Below are 16,333 nucleotides of genomic sequence, written 5' to 3' on the forward strand. Positions count from 1 at the left end.
ATAATTATTTTATATATAACTGAGGCTATTGAATATGATTGATATTTTTACCTTTTAGCAAATCATTAATTATTATATTAAACTTTGTATCAATAGATTTTTGTATTTTGGATTTAAAATCTTTAATAGAATTATTAATTAAGATCGGATCTCTAGTACGTGCAGCTTCTTTTATGTTATCTAATAAAGAATTAATTATAGATATCTCACTTTCTGATAATAACGTTGTTAATTTTGCTATCGCACGTTCTATGTTAAAGATTAAAGACTCTGCATTAATTACTGCTTCTTGTAATAATCTTGTAGTATAATCTATTTTAGCATTTTTATAAGCTTTTTCTAGCATAATATCAATCTCCGTTTTATCAATACCGTGATTTGGTTTTACTTCTATAGTATGTGATGTATGACTGATTTTCTCATAAGCAGAAACGGATAATATACCGTCTGCGTCAATAGCAAAAGTAACTTCAACTCTAATATCACCTGCTTTCATTGGTGGTAATCCTTTTAACTCAAATCTTGCAAGGCTGCGACAATCTACTGCCATTTCACGTTCACCTTGCAATATATGAAATTGTATACCGGTTTGATTGTCGGCATAAGTTGTAAATTCTTTTACTACTGAAATAGGAATCGGAGTATTACGCATGATGATTTTTTCAACTATGCCGCCATATAATTCCATGCCCAGCGATAAAGGTACTACATCAATCAATAATGAATTTGTATGTGGTGTTATTAAATTTTCTGCTTGTAATGCAGCCCCCCATACAACTGCTTTGTCAGGATCGATATCTGAGAGAATATCTACTTTAAATGCTTTATATAATTCATTTTTTATTAAAGAAATGCGGGTTGCACCTCCTACTAAAATAACTCCATCTATATTTGGATTTCCTGCTTGTTCTAAACACTCTTTGGCTATATTGATAGTACGTTTTATTAAAGGTAAAATTAATAATTCTAATGTTTGCTTATTCAGTGATATGTTATCATTATTAAAATTATCTTCATATGTTAATGTTTCTTTTACTTTTTTTGTAAGTTGTAAAGTATCTATAGAATCAGGTAAATCAAATTTATTACAAAGATATTGTGTAATTACTACATCTATATCGTCACCACCAAGCATATTATCGCCATTTGTTGCTATAACTTGAAAAATACCTTCTTGTATATTAAGAATAGATACATCAAAAGTGCCACCGCCTAGGTCATATACTAAATAATAACCGTTTTGATTAGACTCCTCAGGCAGTTCTACTTCTAGAGGTAACTTGTGCGTCAATCCGCTGCTCGGATCCTCACGTACTGCTTTATACGTTGCGGTGCTGTGCTGCAGCATGTTTCCTACAAATTCCTCTCTATAAGGGAGCTTTCTAGTGAGTCTATTTTTATTTAAGCCGTAAGCATAGGCAGCAGCAGTAGGTTCGGCAATGAGTCTTAATACTTCAAGACCTGCTATTTTAGCAGCAAGTATTACTTCGCCTCTTGCTGCATCATTAAAATGTGCAGGTACCGTTATAACTGCTTTAGTTATATTAGTCTTTAATTGCTTCTCTGCTTGATTTTTTAGATAAATAAAAACTTCTGCTGCAATTTCAGGAATTCGCATCCTTTTATTGGCAAAATTTAGCTTAGGTTTATCACTATTTATATCTAGATAATCTTTAACTAACGAAAAAAGTATGGGCGTATTTAGAATTTCTTTTAATGTTTTCCCGAATAGTCTTTTAATAGAACGCAATCCGTTATTATTACCTATCGTAAAATTTCCGTCTGTAAATTCTATAGTAGTCGGAATTAATTCTTTATCATCGATAGTCTTAATAACTTTAACTTTTCTATTAGTTGAAACAGCTATTAATGAGTTAGTAGTACCAAAATCAATACCGACTGCTATTTGCCGTTCTTGTTTAAAATCAGCTTGCTCCGGTTCCTTAATTTCTATTATTTGCATGATTTTATTTTTTTTTGCAGCTTATTAAGCAATGTTCCAATATATTTAAGTTTGCTAGTTTTTATAGTCGCATCTGATAGATTTTGTTCTTCAAAAGCTTGTTTTAAAGAATCAATTTCGTGTTTTTCCATTAATTCATATTTAGCTTTTATTTTTTCTAGATCACTACATATAGTAGTATTTTCAATTATTTCCATTTCATCCCAAAATATGCTTAACTCTAGGCTAGAAAGTAGAGTGCGTGCCTTTTGGTCATTCAAGTTTATATTTTGCAAAAGCAGCATATATTCGGCACGTTTTAAGGCATCTTTAAGAGTAGAGTAAGCTTTATTTAATTCAGCCGCAATAATTAGATTTTGTTCCTTTTCTTGCAAAGTTTTTGCTTTATCAGGATGATATTTTACCTGCATAGCAAAATATTGCTTTTCTAGTATCTTAAGATCAATATTATAATCTTGCTGTAGCCCTAATAATTGAAAATAATTTTGCACTTTTACTTTTCTATAATTCTAAGTTATTTTAGGTTTTGTTGCATAGTTTTTAAAAAACGACCAATATCACTCCCGCATAGGCTGGAATCCAGAAAACCTATTATAAACAACTTGTTGTTTTAGGTTAATTTTGTTAATTAATGTGTAATTTTTATTAAGGTTATTTTTCTGGATTCCAACCTATGCGGGAGTGATATTAGTCCATGCAACGACGCCAATTTTCAAACTAAATAACTAAATGAGTATACACGAAAAATTTAAAAAATACAATTATGGAAATAGACTTATTACAGTATGAGAAGAAATATCAGGAGTATATTGTAGCCGGTATAGATGAAGCAGGTCGAGGACCGCTCGCAGGTCCGGTAGTAGCTAGTGCCGTTGTAATAGATAATACAAATATTATCACAGGTATTAAAGATTCTAAAAAGCTTTCTAAAAGGAAAAGAGAATTATTGTATGAGCAAATAACCAGTAATTATATTTGGTCAACCGCTATTATTTCCCATACCGAAATTGATGAGATTAATATATTAGAAGCAACTAAAAAAGCTTGTTCTATTGCTGCAGCAAATCTTACTATTAAACCGGAAATAGTTTTAGTTGATGGTAATATGCAGTTTAATGACAAGAGATTTGTTAGTATAATTAAGGGTGATAATTTATCGTTATCGATTGCAGCGGCTTCTATTGTTGCAAAAATTACTAGGGATCGTTTGATGTTAGATTTAAGCACTGAATTTCCACAATATTTATGGTACAAAAATTCCGGCTACGGTACTAAAGAACATATCCAAGCTATTAATACGCATGGCTTATCACCGTATCATAGGAAAAGCTTTAGGTATAGTTGTTTTATTTGAAAAATTGGTGTCGTTGTTTCTCACTTTTGATCCTCACCTAGGTCAAATTACACTGCGGTCAAAAGCTTCGTATTACCTTGCTCTTTTCCAAATTAAACTGTGTTTACTTCTGCTCTCTTGACATTAAATAAAAATATTAGCTCAATTCCAACGCTGCCTCTTCTAGATTTTTTAGCTGATCACGAAGTTTTGTGGCTTGTTCAAATTCAAGATTACTTGCAGCTTTAAGCATTGCTTTTTTTAATTTGTAAATATGAGCTTTTAGTTTAGCAGGGTTATCAAATAAAATATGAGCTTGTTTTTTATCAAGTTTACTATCGATTTTCTTAAGTGCTGTTAAAGCGTAAATAGTACGGTTGATAGTTTGTGGAATTATGCCGTGTTTTTCATTATATTCTTGTTGAATCTGTCGTCTACGCATCGTTTCACTAACAGCTTTATCAATAGATTTAGTTATTTTATCAGCATAAAGTATTACTCTGCCCTCGCTATTGCGTGCAGCTCTTCCAATCGTTTGTATTAACGATACTTCTGACCGTAAAAACCCTTCCTTGTCAGCATCAAGTATGGCTACTAAACCGCATTCAGGGATATCAAGTCCCTCACGAAGCAAATTAATACCTACTAAAATATTGATAGTACCTTGTCTTAAATCTCTTAATATTTCAAGACGTTCAAGTGTATGAACGTTAGAATGTAAATAAGAGCTTTTATATTTTAGTTCCTGTAAATAGGTAGTTAAATCTTCTGCCATTTTTTTTGTTAAGGTGGTGACTAAAACACGCAAACCTTTAGCAATAGTGGTTTGAATCTCGCTAATTAAATCCTCAACTTGGTTAGTAGCAGGCTTTATAATGCATTCAGGATCAAGCAGTCCCGTAGGTCTGATAATTAATTCTACTACAAGGCCGCCGGTTTCTTCTAACTCGAATGGTCCCGGAGTTGCAGATACAAAAATGGTTTGCGGTCTAAATTTTTCCCATTCTTCAAATTTTAAGGGTCTATTATCAAGAGCAGAAGGCAGACGAAACCCATGCTCTACCAATACTTTTTTTCTTGCTCGATCACCGTTGTACATCGCTCTAATTTGTGGTACGGATACATGGCTTTCATCAACAAATAATAACGCATCTTTCGGTAGATACTCAAACAAAGTCGGTGGTGGCTCACCGGCGTTACGTCCTGTAAGGAATCTCGAATAATTTTCAATGCCTTTACAGCTACCGGTTGTAGTTAACATTTCAAGATCATATTGAGTACGTTGATTTAGTCTTTGGGTTTCAAGTATTTTATTTTGTGACTTTAATAATTCTAAGCGTTTTTGTAACTCTACCTCAATCTCTGATATGGCTTTATTTACTGTTTCTTGCGGTATCACGAAATGTGAATTACCAAAGACCATAGCTTTATCGAGTTTAGCAAGTTTTGTGCCTGTTAGGGGATCAAATTCATGTATATATTCGAGTTCATTGCCAACAAACGATAAACGCCAAGCTTTATCGCTATAATGTGATGGAAAAATATCGATATTATCACCTTTAACCCGAAAACAGCCACGTTCAAACCCAATATCATTACGCTCATATTGCAGATTTACCAAATCACTTAGTAGTTTATCACGAGGGTAGCTTTTACCTGATTCTAAATTAACCGTCATTTGGTAATATAAATTAGGAGAGCCAAGCCCGTAAATACATGAAACGGAAGAAACTACTATAACGTCACGTCTTTCTAAGAGTGATCTTGTAGCGGAATGACGCATTAAATCAATCTGCTCGTTAATTGATGAGTCTTTTTCTATAAAAGTATCAGTGCGTGCTATATAAGCTTCGGGCTGATAATAATCATAATATGAGACAAAATACTCAATGGCATTTTTCGGGAACATCAATTTCATTTCTGAATAAATTTGAGCAGCTAAAGTTTTATTATGTGCCATAATAAGAGTAGGGCGATTCATTCTTGCAATAATATTCGCCATAGTAAAAGTCTTACCTGATCCCGTAATACCGAGCAACATTTGGGAACGTTTCTTGCTATTTAATCCTGCTATAATTTCATCTATTGCTTTTGGCTGATCTCCTGCCGGTTTATATTCTGAGATAATAGAAAAATTATTCATGCATTTTTACTTGCTTTAAAAACTATATTTTAAGATAATATATTAAAATCTAACAAAAAAATATAACATTGTGAATAAAACTATATTACATACGATCATTATTTATACTCTCGCTAGTTGTCCTTATTGTATCAAAGCTAAAGCGTTGCTTGATAAGAAAGAGGTAGTTTATGAGGAAATTGAAGTAAGTAATTTTACTCAGGAAGAGAAAGAAAAGTTAATTAAGAAAGCTGGTGGCAGCAGAACCGTCCCACAGATATTTATAAATAATATTCATATAGGTGGTAATGATGATTTACAGAAGCTTAATGAAGAAGGCAGGCTTGATAAGTTGTTAGAAGGACAGCCGAAGAAGACTCCACCTGCCGCCGCCAGTGTGTAGGAAGTAAAAGAGCTAGTGGGCGCTCTATATCATTTCCGCATAAGCATTGCTGTATAGATCGCAAAACGCGTTCGATGTCATAATGTGGTTTGACCACGGTATCCAAAAAATAAACTTACAATACTAATAATTTTAGTATTTTAAACTGAATCTAGCTCACAAGTCGTGGAGATGACAGGGGTGGACTCGATCTACACCACAATACCTTCCCGTGTGTAGGCGGGAATCCAGAAAAAATAAATAATAAAAAAGAAGTGGCCTCGTAGTTGGAAAATAAAATTAATAGAAAAACTCAATCCTGATTGGAAGATTTAGGTAAGTATTTTCTGGATGCTCGTCTACGCGTGCATGACAATCGGGTCACACCTGCTACATTCTGACTGAATGACAAAGCCATACAAATTCACACAAACCTCAATAGCAATGTTCAAAAACAACAATAATAAAAATTCATTCTATCTACTTCTTCCTTATTTATGGTCGAAGAATTTTGATATTAGGTTACGTATTGTTGTCTCTCTTATTTGTCTAGTCATAGCTAAAATAATCAATATTTTTGTTCCGATTGTTTATAAATATATAATAGACGGATTAAATAAAAACTTTGCTCTTTCGGTTATTATTGGGATTATTTTTTTATATGGTAGTGCTAAAATTCTTGTCCAAATTTTCAGTGAGCTGCGAAATATCATTTTTTCAAAAGTAGGGCATCAGGCGACTCGCTTAGTTGCTCTAAATGTTTTTAAACATAATGCATAATTTAAGTATACGTTTTCATGTTACCCGAAAAACAGGAGTCTTAAGTAGATCAATAGAGCGTGGCACTAAAGGTATTGAAGCGGTATTGCGGTATTCACTATTTAGTATTTTCCCGACAAGCGTAGAAATCGTACTTGTAAGTGGGATGTTATGGTATGTTTATGGTATATGGTTTGCCATGACTATTTTAATAACAATGATAGTTTATGGTGGTTATACTTTCCTAATTAGCATTTGGAGGATTTCCTTTGTAAGGGAAATGAATCAAAGCGACAACAATGCTAATAATAGGGTAATCGATAGTTTGTTGAATTTCGAAACCATTAAATATTTTGGTAATGAGGAATATGAGGCAGTGAAATTTCATGAGGCTTTACAAACTTATGAAAGATCATCCACTAAAACTACTAACAGTCTATCGATTTTAAATATCGGGCAGGATATTATTATATCCTTAGGGCTTGTTTCTTTAATGATACTTTCGGTAAATGCTATTAACCAAAATAAAATGACCGTCGGTGATTTAATAATGGTTAATACTTACCTATTTCAATTATCAATTCCACTTTCAATACTTGGGTTTGCTTATAGGGAAATTAAGAATGCTCTAGTTAGTATGGAAGATATGTTTAAGCTGCTTAATATACCGGCGGAAGTACAGGATGCGGTAAATGCTAAGGAGTTAATTATCTTAAAAGGTGAGGTTACTTTTGATAATGTTAGTTTCGCTTATAATCAGGAACGTCTGATTTTGCATAATATAAGCTTTACGATCGGACGTGGCAAAACCTTAGCAGTAGTTGGTAGTAGTGGGGCAGGTAAATCAACTATCTCACGCTTGCTTTTTAGATTTTACGATATTAGTAGCGGTAGTATTGCTATAGACGATCAAGATATAAGAGAAGTTACGCAACAATCGCTTCGTAAATGTATCGGAATTGTGCCGCAAGATATAGTATTGTTTAACGGTACGATATATTACAATATCGCATACGGTAATAATACAGTAAGTTTTGATGAAGTTATAGCAGCCTCAAAACATGCCCATATTCATGATTTTATTAGCATGCTGCCTGAAGGCTATGATACGCAGGTAGGCGAGAGAGGCTTAAAGCTTTCAGGCGGTGAGAAACAACGTATAGCGATAGCAAGAATAATCATAAAAATCCAGCAATATATGTTTTTGACGAAGCAACTAGCTCGCTTGATACTAAAACCGAAAAGCTAATTCAATTAAGCCTTAAAGAAGTCTTGACACACCATGCTACCCTGATCATTGCTCATAGATTATCGACTATTATTGATGCAGATGAAATTATTGTTTTAGATAGTGGCTATATAATAGAGCAAGGCAACCATAAAAGCTTGTTACAGCACAAAGGCTATTACGCAGAACTTTGGTATAAACAGCAGGAGGAAAATAATAGTTAATATATTTACCTTTATTAATTTTGTTATATAATGCTATTTTCAATAGTAATTAAAATAGAAAATAAATTATGATGCGACAAAATATTAGAAATAATGCTGATATAGAGACTACTACAGTAAACCAAAATTTGATTGCTGTTTCAGTAGTGGATACTATTATTTTTAGTTGATTCAGTAGTAATTCTTGCTATTTTTAGTCCAATCCTAAATGTGGGAATGATTATTGACTCTACAAGTACTGATTTACCAATAGCTAGAGTTAGTGGTATTAATTTACCTATGGCCGGTTTAGTTAGTTCAGAAACGACAAACACAAATTTAACAAATTACACCGATATTGGTGCTGTAATATTAGTTCATAAGATGCAGCTCTTAGCTTGGCATGTATGTTAGCTAATACTATGAGATCGAGAGCAGTTCCTAATTCTGCTTCTAATAATCAAAATAGAATAGATATTCTTATACGGGCTTTGTGGAAGCTACTATTATTAGAACTAAGAATTTTAATAAAGTAATAAGAATTAATGGTATAAACATTAGTAAAGAAGTGATTAGTAAAATAAGTCCAGGTCAAAAGTATTAGTTAAAGCTGATTCTCAAGGGAATATAACTGCTAAGTTTGAAATAGTATTATTAAAAGATTTTTTGCTTATTCATGCGTTCCTAAAACCATAGTGATTACGGTAATAAACAGACTAGAAGGATTCAGTATATTGATTGGTGATTCTAATCCTAGACTTATAGAGACTTGTTAGTTTAATCTAATATAAACAAATGTTGTTGCTTGGCTTGCCGATGCCATACCCACTAACTTAAGGCTCACTTGCGTGATGTATATCCGAGTCTTCATTGTGGAGCGGGCATTGTTACGTAGAGCGAAAAACGTGTTCAGCGTCATACCGTAGCTTGACCACGGTATCCAAAATAATAATTTACAGTACTAATAATTTTAGTATTTTAAACTGGATCTAGCTCACAAGCTGCGGGATGACAATCAGAAAATTGATGCACGCAACAACGCTGATCAAATTATGGGTTTGTTTATGGCATGCTTTTATTATTTTTTTGTTGAAAGTGGCTATTTTAGTATTGATCATTATAGCAAGTTCTAGGTAAGAAGTATCATAGTAAATAATTTATTTTGTATCGCTAGTTCATTAATAAAATACAAAGATTTAGGCATACATGAGAATTTATCAATATAAATTGGCAAATGCTGAATAGTTTCTAAATATTCTTGATAATCTTCTAGCTTAATTCTTTATTCTGTTTATAGCAGAGAATAAAACATGTATCTCAAGTTGATTTTCTTCAGACAAACATCGACGACATAACTATAGAGCAGTCAATAATAAATTCATTTACTTCCTTCATTTTCGTTTCAATAATATCCTGAAAACTGCCAAGAGGAAGACGTTTTTTTAAATTCTGTGGCCTAATAAAAGCTTCTTCTATTTTTATTGTGATAATATTTTTTAAACGTAATAGCGATTTCTTGAACTCAATTTATTATACAAATTTCTTCTCTTTTTAAACAATTTCAGACACATGGGTTTTAGCTTCAAAGATTCCAATAGTTCTTCATATTTTTACTAGATTAATATACTAGTTTATTTTAGTTAATGTATCAACCTATTCTTATTCTATGACTTCTCCTAGCTTATCTACTTTATTTTCAACTTCAGTACTACATAATACAGAGCTGTTTTACTGTTAATATCTTGTGCATTTACATCACATAAATATATTCTTACGTTGAAATATTATCTTCTTTAACTGCTGCATGTAAAGGCAGTAATTGCTTAAGCTTTTTTATTTTATTGCTTTATTTTCAAAAAATTTTCTTAAATCTTAATATAATAGGGCTATTTAAAATTAAATATGCATCTTATAAAAGAACTATTAATTAAAAAATTTATCAAAAGTTTGTTTAGCGATTTTATACCAAGAGTTTTCAGAAGTAGTAGCTTTATTACTAAAGCCACATATAATTAGATGGTCTTTAGCTCTCGTCATTGCAACGTAGAGTAGTCTTATATATTCCTGTAGATCTTTTAGTTTTTCAGCTTCTTTTAGTTCTTGCAAAAATTGTGGAGTATCAGCAGCATTCGCAGAAAAAAACATTTCCCCGTTATCATTCCAAATAAATTTATTGCTGCTTACCGGTAAAGAAGTAGAATCACATAATATAACAATAGGGGCTTCAAGCCCCTTAGAGCCGTGTACAGTCATTACTCTTATTTTATCCGAATGTTCCATATTACGTTTAATATAGATATTGTTATTTTCAAACCAAGCGACGAATCCTTGCAAAGAATTATCAATATCATTCGCATAATTACTACTTAATGTTAATAACTCATTTATCATGTCATCACTATCATCGCCGTTATGAACATTTAAGAGTTCACGCAAATTTAGACTATTAACTACTATAGTAAAAAAATTCTCGGCAGTTGAGGTTTTATAAATCTCAATGAAGGAATTTAATTTTTCGTATATATCAAGGTATAATGATAGAGTATCCCACAGGCTTTGATCTTTTTTATTTATAAGAAGTTCATATAATTGCTGCTCATTTATTCCAATAATCGGTGATTTTAGTAAGCAGGCAAGGTTTAAATCATCATCAGGTAATAACACAAATTTAGCCACGGACATTAAATCCATTATCGATAAATGATCTTTAAGATTAATTCTATCACTTATCTCAATCTTAAGCTTAGCTTTGCTAAGTTCTTTTATCAAATTATTACTAAATTCATCTCGCTTTCGTACTAGTATCATAAAATCTTTTTCAGATATACGCGATGAATTTGAAAAATTGGCTGAATCGTTTTTGTAATCACTATGACTAGGACACTGAACGTTTAGTATACACTCTGCTCCTTGGTTTACAAACTCCTTGCTATTTTCCAAGTTGATCTTCGTATAACCACTCTTCATTGCACAGATAGAGGGTAAGATTTCTTTGCTTTCTATTTTTTCTTTTATGAAATTTACAATTTGCTCTATAAGTAAATCGGCTGCAGATTTAGAATTTTTATAATCTTCAGGCAATGCCCAAAAAAGTTCTTCTTGTTTTTTGCTTGTCACTAAGGGCCAAACTGTTACTGTACCTTGATGTGTACGAAATGATGATATTAAAGGATTATCTGGAAAGAATAAATTAGGGTAATCAGATTTTATATTTTGCAAAACATAGTGAGTAAATTGTAAAATCTCTGTACATGATCTATATGAATATTCAAGGGTGATATTTTTGAATTTCTTATTAGCCTTTGTAAGGTTTGCTTTTAGTTGCTCATTTACTAAGCTGAAATTACGAAGATCGGCACCTTGAAAACTGAAGATGGATTGTTTATCGTCGCCTACTATAAAAATGCTATTATTTGGCTTATCCATGGCATTAAATTCTGTTATTAAAGTAGTAATAATATTCCACTGCGTGGGGGTTGTGTCTTGTGCTTCATCAACCAAAATATGATTTATTTTACTCTCCAGCTTATGCAGCAACCATTCGTGCGTAGCTTTATTATTTAGTAATTTTTCGGTGTAGTAAATTAAATCATCATAATCGAGTAAATTATTTTCTTCTTTATATGAATCGTATTTTTTTAAAATAATATAAGCAAGTTTAGTAAGTAAATTCGTGTGATATTCTAGTTCCTCTATGCGACGTAGCTCATCTAAGTGATAAATTTCAGAGGTAATTTTTTCTAGCTCTAATAATAATTTAGGATATTTTCTTATTAATTCTTTCGATAAAAGACTTTTACGTTTTTTCCCGTCTTTGGTAAAAAAAAATTCTTTTGGTTCTATTTCCAAATCATATTTTACAAATAAGTTTTTTACCTTATCGTAAATATTATTTAATTCTCCTAATGCTAATCTTTTATTTTGTATTTCTCCTGGAATAGTTTTATGAGTAAATAACTTTTTGAATTTAATTTTTTGCTCTATGATTTCGCTAAAAATATCTTGCAGAGTGATTTCATGAAAACGGTTAAGTAAAATTTTCATTAAGTCATTATGCTCATCGCTTAAGTAAATTTCATTTCTAATATTTAGGAAGATATCTTGTAGTTTAGTTTCTTCAAGAATCTTAAATTCCGGTGTGATACCTGCTTCTAAAGGACAAGTTTTAAGGATTTTTTGACAAAAAGCATGGATAGTATAGATATTTAAAGGCTCATTGCTATTTAGTATTTTATCGTATAAAGTTTTTGCGTTTTCTAGTTCTGGTTGCAACGGCTTATTGCCTAGCATTAAAAACAGTTCTTCTTCTAGTTTTTCTGCATTGCAAAGAGAAAGATATTTAAGTTTACTATTAATCCTTGCTTGCATTTCTACAGCAGCAGCATTAGTAAAAGTAAGGCATAAAATATTTGCAGGTTCTACGCCTTTGATCAATAAGCGTAAGAACCGATCGGTTAGGACCTTGGTTTTACCAGTACCTGCTGATGCCGATACCCAAACGGAATACTTGGGATCAGATGCTTCTTGTTGTAAGTCACTCATTATTTTTTTGCCATATTGTATGGATCCAATGTCATTCCTGCGTGGATCAATTTTTCCTCTGTCACCCCCCCCCACGTGACTTAATCACGGGGTCCAGCTTAAAATACTACTATTATTAGTATTCTAAATTATTTTTTGGATACCATATGCAAGCCATAGGGTGACACCAAAAAGCGTTTTTCAAAAGTTATGTATTTTATAATGACGCTTATAAATTACATAGATTACGATTAAGGAAATAGCAAGTCCAAACCAAGTTAGGGCGTATTCTAAATGGTCGTTTCTAATAGCTTTTACATGATTTATTGAAAGAGGTAATAAAATATCTAAATTGCTAATGTTTTTTCCTTCCTCGATAATATAAAAATTCTCTAGATTTAACCCTAAAGCTTTGGATGCAGCTTTTAAATCTAACGTTAGCCACACATTATTTTTTATATCGTTGGCAGGTAAGTAACTACGGGTTTTTTCGGAAGGCATAGTAACACCAATTATTTCATGTTTTTGATTATTGGCTGCTTGTGTAATAATATTTTTATTGCGATTACTAAACCAGCCTCGTGCTACTAAAATAATTTGTTCTTCTAGAGTTTTAAAGGGAGTAACTAAATAATAGCCGTCTTTTTCACTCGACATTGATCGCCTACCATATAAATATATGTCTTTATTAAGCAAAAATTGACCAGTAATTTTTACCTTACGATAAATAAAATTGCTACCAAGTTCTTCTAAATTAATTGCAGGTGAAGTGAGATTAGCTTGCATTGAGGCTAAAAATAATTTCTTTTCTTTTAAGCGACTAATCTGCCAAAATCCTAAAGAGATAAGTGTTATAAAGGTTATAAGTACAAAGAAATTTGTTAAATTAATTTTGTTAGTCATGGTTGTCCAATGTCACTCCCACGTTGATCAGTTTTTTTTGTTGTCATACCGTGGCTTGACCAAGGTATCTAGAAATACAATTTAAAATGCTAATTTTTTTAACTGGATACTGTGGTCAAACCACGGTATAATACTGAGTGCATTTTTTTTTTTGATTCACACAACAATGCCACCGTAGAAATGATATTAGTATCACAATTTAAGCCGGTGTTAAAATCTTATTTATAAAATCTTTATGTTTCTGTAGTTCTTCTTTTGTAGGTTTAATAACTATAGTAGTTTGTTGTGTTTTGTTATTTACTTGATGCGTTGCTAAATTATTTATTCTGATAGATCTATCAACTATCTTAAAAGTCGATTGTCTACCACCTGTTAGTGCTACATACACTTCTGCAAGTAATGCCGCATCTTTCAAAGCACTGTGAACTTGTCTACCAGAATTATCAACTTTAAATCTTTTACATAATGCATCAAGATTATATTTTGCTCCAGGAAACATGCTTCTAGCCATCACAAGAGTATCAATAGTATTTGCTAGTTCCAAGAGTTTAATTTCTGTTCTCTTTAATAATGATAATTCATGATTTAGAAATTTAATATCGAAAGGAGCATTATGAATAATAAGTTTACTATCTGAGATAAACTCTAAAAAATCATCGGCTATTGTATGAAATAAAGGTTTATCTTTCAAAAATTCATCGGAAAGGCCGTGAATTCTATAAGCCTCAAACGGCATGTCTCGCTCAGGATTAATATAAAAATGAAAATTCCTGCCTGTTAATACCTTATTTACCATCTCAATAGCACCAATCTCAACGATTCGGTGACCTTGTTGTGGGTCAAGTCCTGTAGTTTCGGTATCTAAAATTATTTCTCTTAAACTTGACATTCTAACTTTTTTATTAAATTACTTATTTGTTTTTCCAAGTCTAACATATCAACGCCGCTATTTATAGAAAAATCTGCTTTTGCTATTTTGCTCTCTTGTGGTAGTTGAATTTCTTTGATTTTATTATAAATTGCTATATCAAACGAAGATCTAGTCATCGCTCTTTGCATTCTTACTTCTTCAGAGCAATATATTGTTACGACAAAATCAAAATATTGATCAAATTTAGCTTCATAAAGTAGAGGTATTTCAGCAAAACCAAATTTGGAAGTAGCGTTTTCTTTTTTAAATAAAATTAGTTTATCTATTAGTAATGGGTAAATAAAATTTTGTAATTTCTCTCTAGATAGGTCATTATTATAGATTAAATTACTGATTTTTCTGATATTGAAATACTCAAGTTCAGGTAGTAATTTCAAGATTTGAGTTTGCACTCTCAAATCTTGATATAATTTTTTTATACATCGATCAGCACAAAAAGTTTTATATCCCTTCTCTGCTAGATAATCCAAAATAAACGTTTTTCCTGATGCATAGTTACCGGTAATACCTATTGCTAACATTTTGCTATAAAAATTTTATGTTCATTAGCGAGTTTTACAGTTAATTCTTGTTCAACTACAATCATTTCACCTGCTTTGATTGCTATACCGCAATAATTATACTTAGCAAGGTTTTGTATAGTGCCCGGCCCGATCGTCGGGATATCTAGCCTTGTATCCTGACCTAATTTGGGTATTTTTACTAACACTCCTTCATGATGATTTTTACGTAAATCTGCACATCTCGCTATTAAATTATCCGTCCCTTCGGCAGCTTCTATACCAAGTATATAGCCACTTTCAATTATAACCGATTGTGCAATGTCGAATGGACTTAAATGATTTAATATTTTTATTCCAAGCTCAATATCATTTTTATCTGAACTCTTAGGGTGAGTATCGGTTATAATATTGGAGTCACATTGTTGATTTTTATATATTTTGTTACTTGAAATTACTTTAAAACCGTAACTTTCAAAAAAATCTGCTACTGTTTTTAGCAAACTATCATCTCCTCGAATTTTTTGCCCAAGTATTTTGAAAAGTAATAAACCGCCTATTTTATCTACGGCTAAATTTTTAAAATTCGGTCTATTAACACCGCCTATAAAAATAATATTTTGTACTTCATTCTCCTTAAAATATTTTATAGCTTCCCCAACCATACCAATTTTAAAAACTTTGTATTCAAAATTTTTAATTTGGTTTATATCGGTTTCGCCTTGAATGGCTGTTATATAACATTTACCGCCTTGCGTAGTATAATTCTTGGCTATTAAGTAAGGTAATGAGCCTCTGCCTGCGATAATTCCAAGATTTGGTAGCATAATAAGTTTTTAATTTAGAAGTCTCAACATTTATTATAAGTGCATATTATAAGTGCATTTTAAATATAAATCTAGAATTCTTATTTAACCTTTACATTTTGATCAAATTAAGGTATAATACTAGGTGCTAATATAGCTATAGTAATAAACGTAATTTAGAATAGAGGTTGCGGACTCGGGGGCAGTACCCGACGCCTCCACCAATATTTAAGTGTTATATATGGTTTTTATGTTACTCCTGCGAAAGCAGGAATCCAGTCAACATGTAGACAATTGTTGATGTTTGTTTTATCACTATGTACCTATAGTAAGGTTACTTTTTCTGGATTCCCGCTTTCACACGGGAATGTAAAACGAGCGACCATAATAACAATTTTGGGGGCGAAATAGGATCGACGTGCTTAATAAAAAAATTGCTTTTACTCGGGATGATTCCACCGATGACTTTTGTCATATGGATCAAAACAAAGAAGCGCAAACGATAATGATCGTTATGTAGGTGCTCCAGCTTTAGCTGCAGCTTAAACCTACGCGGCTTGGGTTGAGGGTTTGCCGGGCAACAGAAAAACCCTCACGTATACTTGTTTAATTTGAAAAATGGGCAATAAAGTCTTTTGGGTAATCTCTTCACTCACGTACTAGTATGTACTCTGCGATTATC

10 protein-coding genes, 1 other RNA gene and 3 pseudogenes are annotated in these 16,333 nt (G+C 32.0%); 5 read left to right on the plus strand and 9 right to left on the minus strand.

From position 1 onward, the window contains the following. Positions 1-25 precede the first annotated feature (25 nt). Positions 26-1,963: a Fe-S protein assembly chaperone HscA gene (gene hscA / locus A1E_RS00980; protein WP_012148357.1), complete on the minus strand. Its 1,938-nt coding sequence runs from the start codon at positions 1,961-1,963 to the stop codon at positions 26-28. Next, positions 1,954-2,454, minus strand: coding sequence for a Fe-S protein assembly co-chaperone HscB (hscB, locus tag A1E_RS00985; protein ID WP_012148358.1), 501 nt, complete (start codon positions 2,452-2,454; stop codon positions 1,954-1,956). Before hscB ends, hscA begins: the two co-directional genes overlap by 10 nt. Before the next feature lie 272 nt (positions 2,455-2,726). On the opposite strand from hscB, the gene A1E_RS00990 reads away from it, so the two are divergent. Further along, positions 2,727-3,317, plus strand: coding sequence for a ribonuclease HII (locus A1E_RS00990; protein ID WP_012148359.1), 591 nt, complete (start codon positions 2,727-2,729; stop codon positions 3,315-3,317). A 136-nt stretch (positions 3,318-3,453) separates the two neighbouring features. On the opposite strand, the gene uvrB is transcribed toward A1E_RS00990, so the two are convergent. Further along, positions 3,454-5,439 carry an excinuclease ABC subunit UvrB gene (uvrB, locus tag A1E_RS00995; protein WP_012148360.1) on the minus strand — a complete coding sequence of 662 codons (1,986 nt, stop codon included), beginning with the start codon at positions 5,437-5,439 and terminating at the stop codon, positions 3,454-3,456. 70 nt (positions 5,440-5,509) lie between these two features. On the opposite strand from uvrB, the gene grxC reads away from it, so the two are divergent. The 3 genes and pseudogenes from grxC (at position 5,510) to A1E_RS06050 (ending at position 8,404) form a co-directional block, all read left to right on the plus strand. After that, entirely contained in the window at positions 5,510-5,821 is a 312-nt protein-coding gene (grxC, locus tag A1E_RS01000) for a glutaredoxin 3 (protein WP_012148361.1), read from the plus strand. A gap of 423 nt (positions 5,822-6,244) precedes the next feature. Beyond that, positions 6,245-8,011: pseudogene (locus tag A1E_RS01005) on the plus strand (ABCB family ABC transporter ATP-binding protein/permease). 216 nt (positions 8,012-8,227) lie between these two features. Then, positions 8,228-8,404: a hypothetical protein gene (locus tag A1E_RS06050; protein WP_012148363.1), complete on the plus strand. Its 177-nt coding sequence runs from the start codon at positions 8,228-8,230 to the stop codon at positions 8,402-8,404. Between the two features lie 1,509 nt (positions 8,405-9,913). On the opposite strand, the pseudogene A1E_RS07375 reads toward A1E_RS06050, so the two are convergent. The 6 genes and pseudogenes from A1E_RS07375 to A1E_RS01030 all read right to left on the minus strand — a co-directional run. Then, a pseudogene (locus tag A1E_RS07375) lies at positions 9,914-10,831 on the minus strand (3'-5' exonuclease); the annotation flags it as partial. Between the two features lie 138 nt (positions 10,832-10,969). Continuing rightward, positions 10,970-12,532, minus strand: a pseudogene (locus A1E_RS07380) (UvrD-helicase domain-containing protein); the annotation flags it as partial. Between the two features lie 180 nt (positions 12,533-12,712). Beyond that, positions 12,713-13,414 (minus strand): SURF1 family protein, encoded by a 702-nt coding sequence (locus tag A1E_RS01015; RefSeq protein ID WP_012148366.1) that lies wholly within the window; start codon positions 13,412-13,414, stop codon positions 12,713-12,715. Positions 13,415-13,613: 199 nt separating this feature from the next. After that, positions 13,614-14,303, minus strand: coding sequence for a DNA polymerase III subunit epsilon (dnaQ, locus tag A1E_RS01020; protein ID WP_012148367.1), 690 nt, complete (start codon positions 14,301-14,303; stop codon positions 13,614-13,616). Next, positions 14,291-14,866 carry a dephospho-CoA kinase gene (gene coaE / locus A1E_RS01025; RefSeq protein WP_012148368.1) on the minus strand — a complete coding sequence of 192 codons (576 nt, stop codon included), beginning with the start codon at positions 14,864-14,866 and terminating at the stop codon, positions 14,291-14,293. The genes dnaQ and coaE overlap by 13 nt, the downstream gene beginning before the upstream one ends. Next, complete coding sequence (locus A1E_RS01030) at positions 14,860-15,672, minus strand: LpxI family protein (RefSeq protein ID WP_012148369.1); 813 nt, start codon at positions 15,670-15,672, stop codon at positions 14,860-14,862. Before A1E_RS01030 ends, coaE begins: the two co-directional genes overlap by 7 nt. Before the next feature lie 86 nt (positions 15,673-15,758). On the opposite strand from A1E_RS01030, the gene ssrA reads away from it, so the two are divergent. Further along, positions 15,759-16,248: a transfer-messenger RNA gene (gene ssrA, locus A1E_RS05275) on the plus strand. Positions 16,249-16,333: the final 85 nt, after the last annotated feature.

It is taken from the genome of Rickettsia canadensis str. McKiel (assembly GCF_000014345.1).
Classification (GTDB): domain Bacteria; phylum Pseudomonadota; class Alphaproteobacteria; order Rickettsiales; family Rickettsiaceae; genus Rickettsia; species Rickettsia canadensis.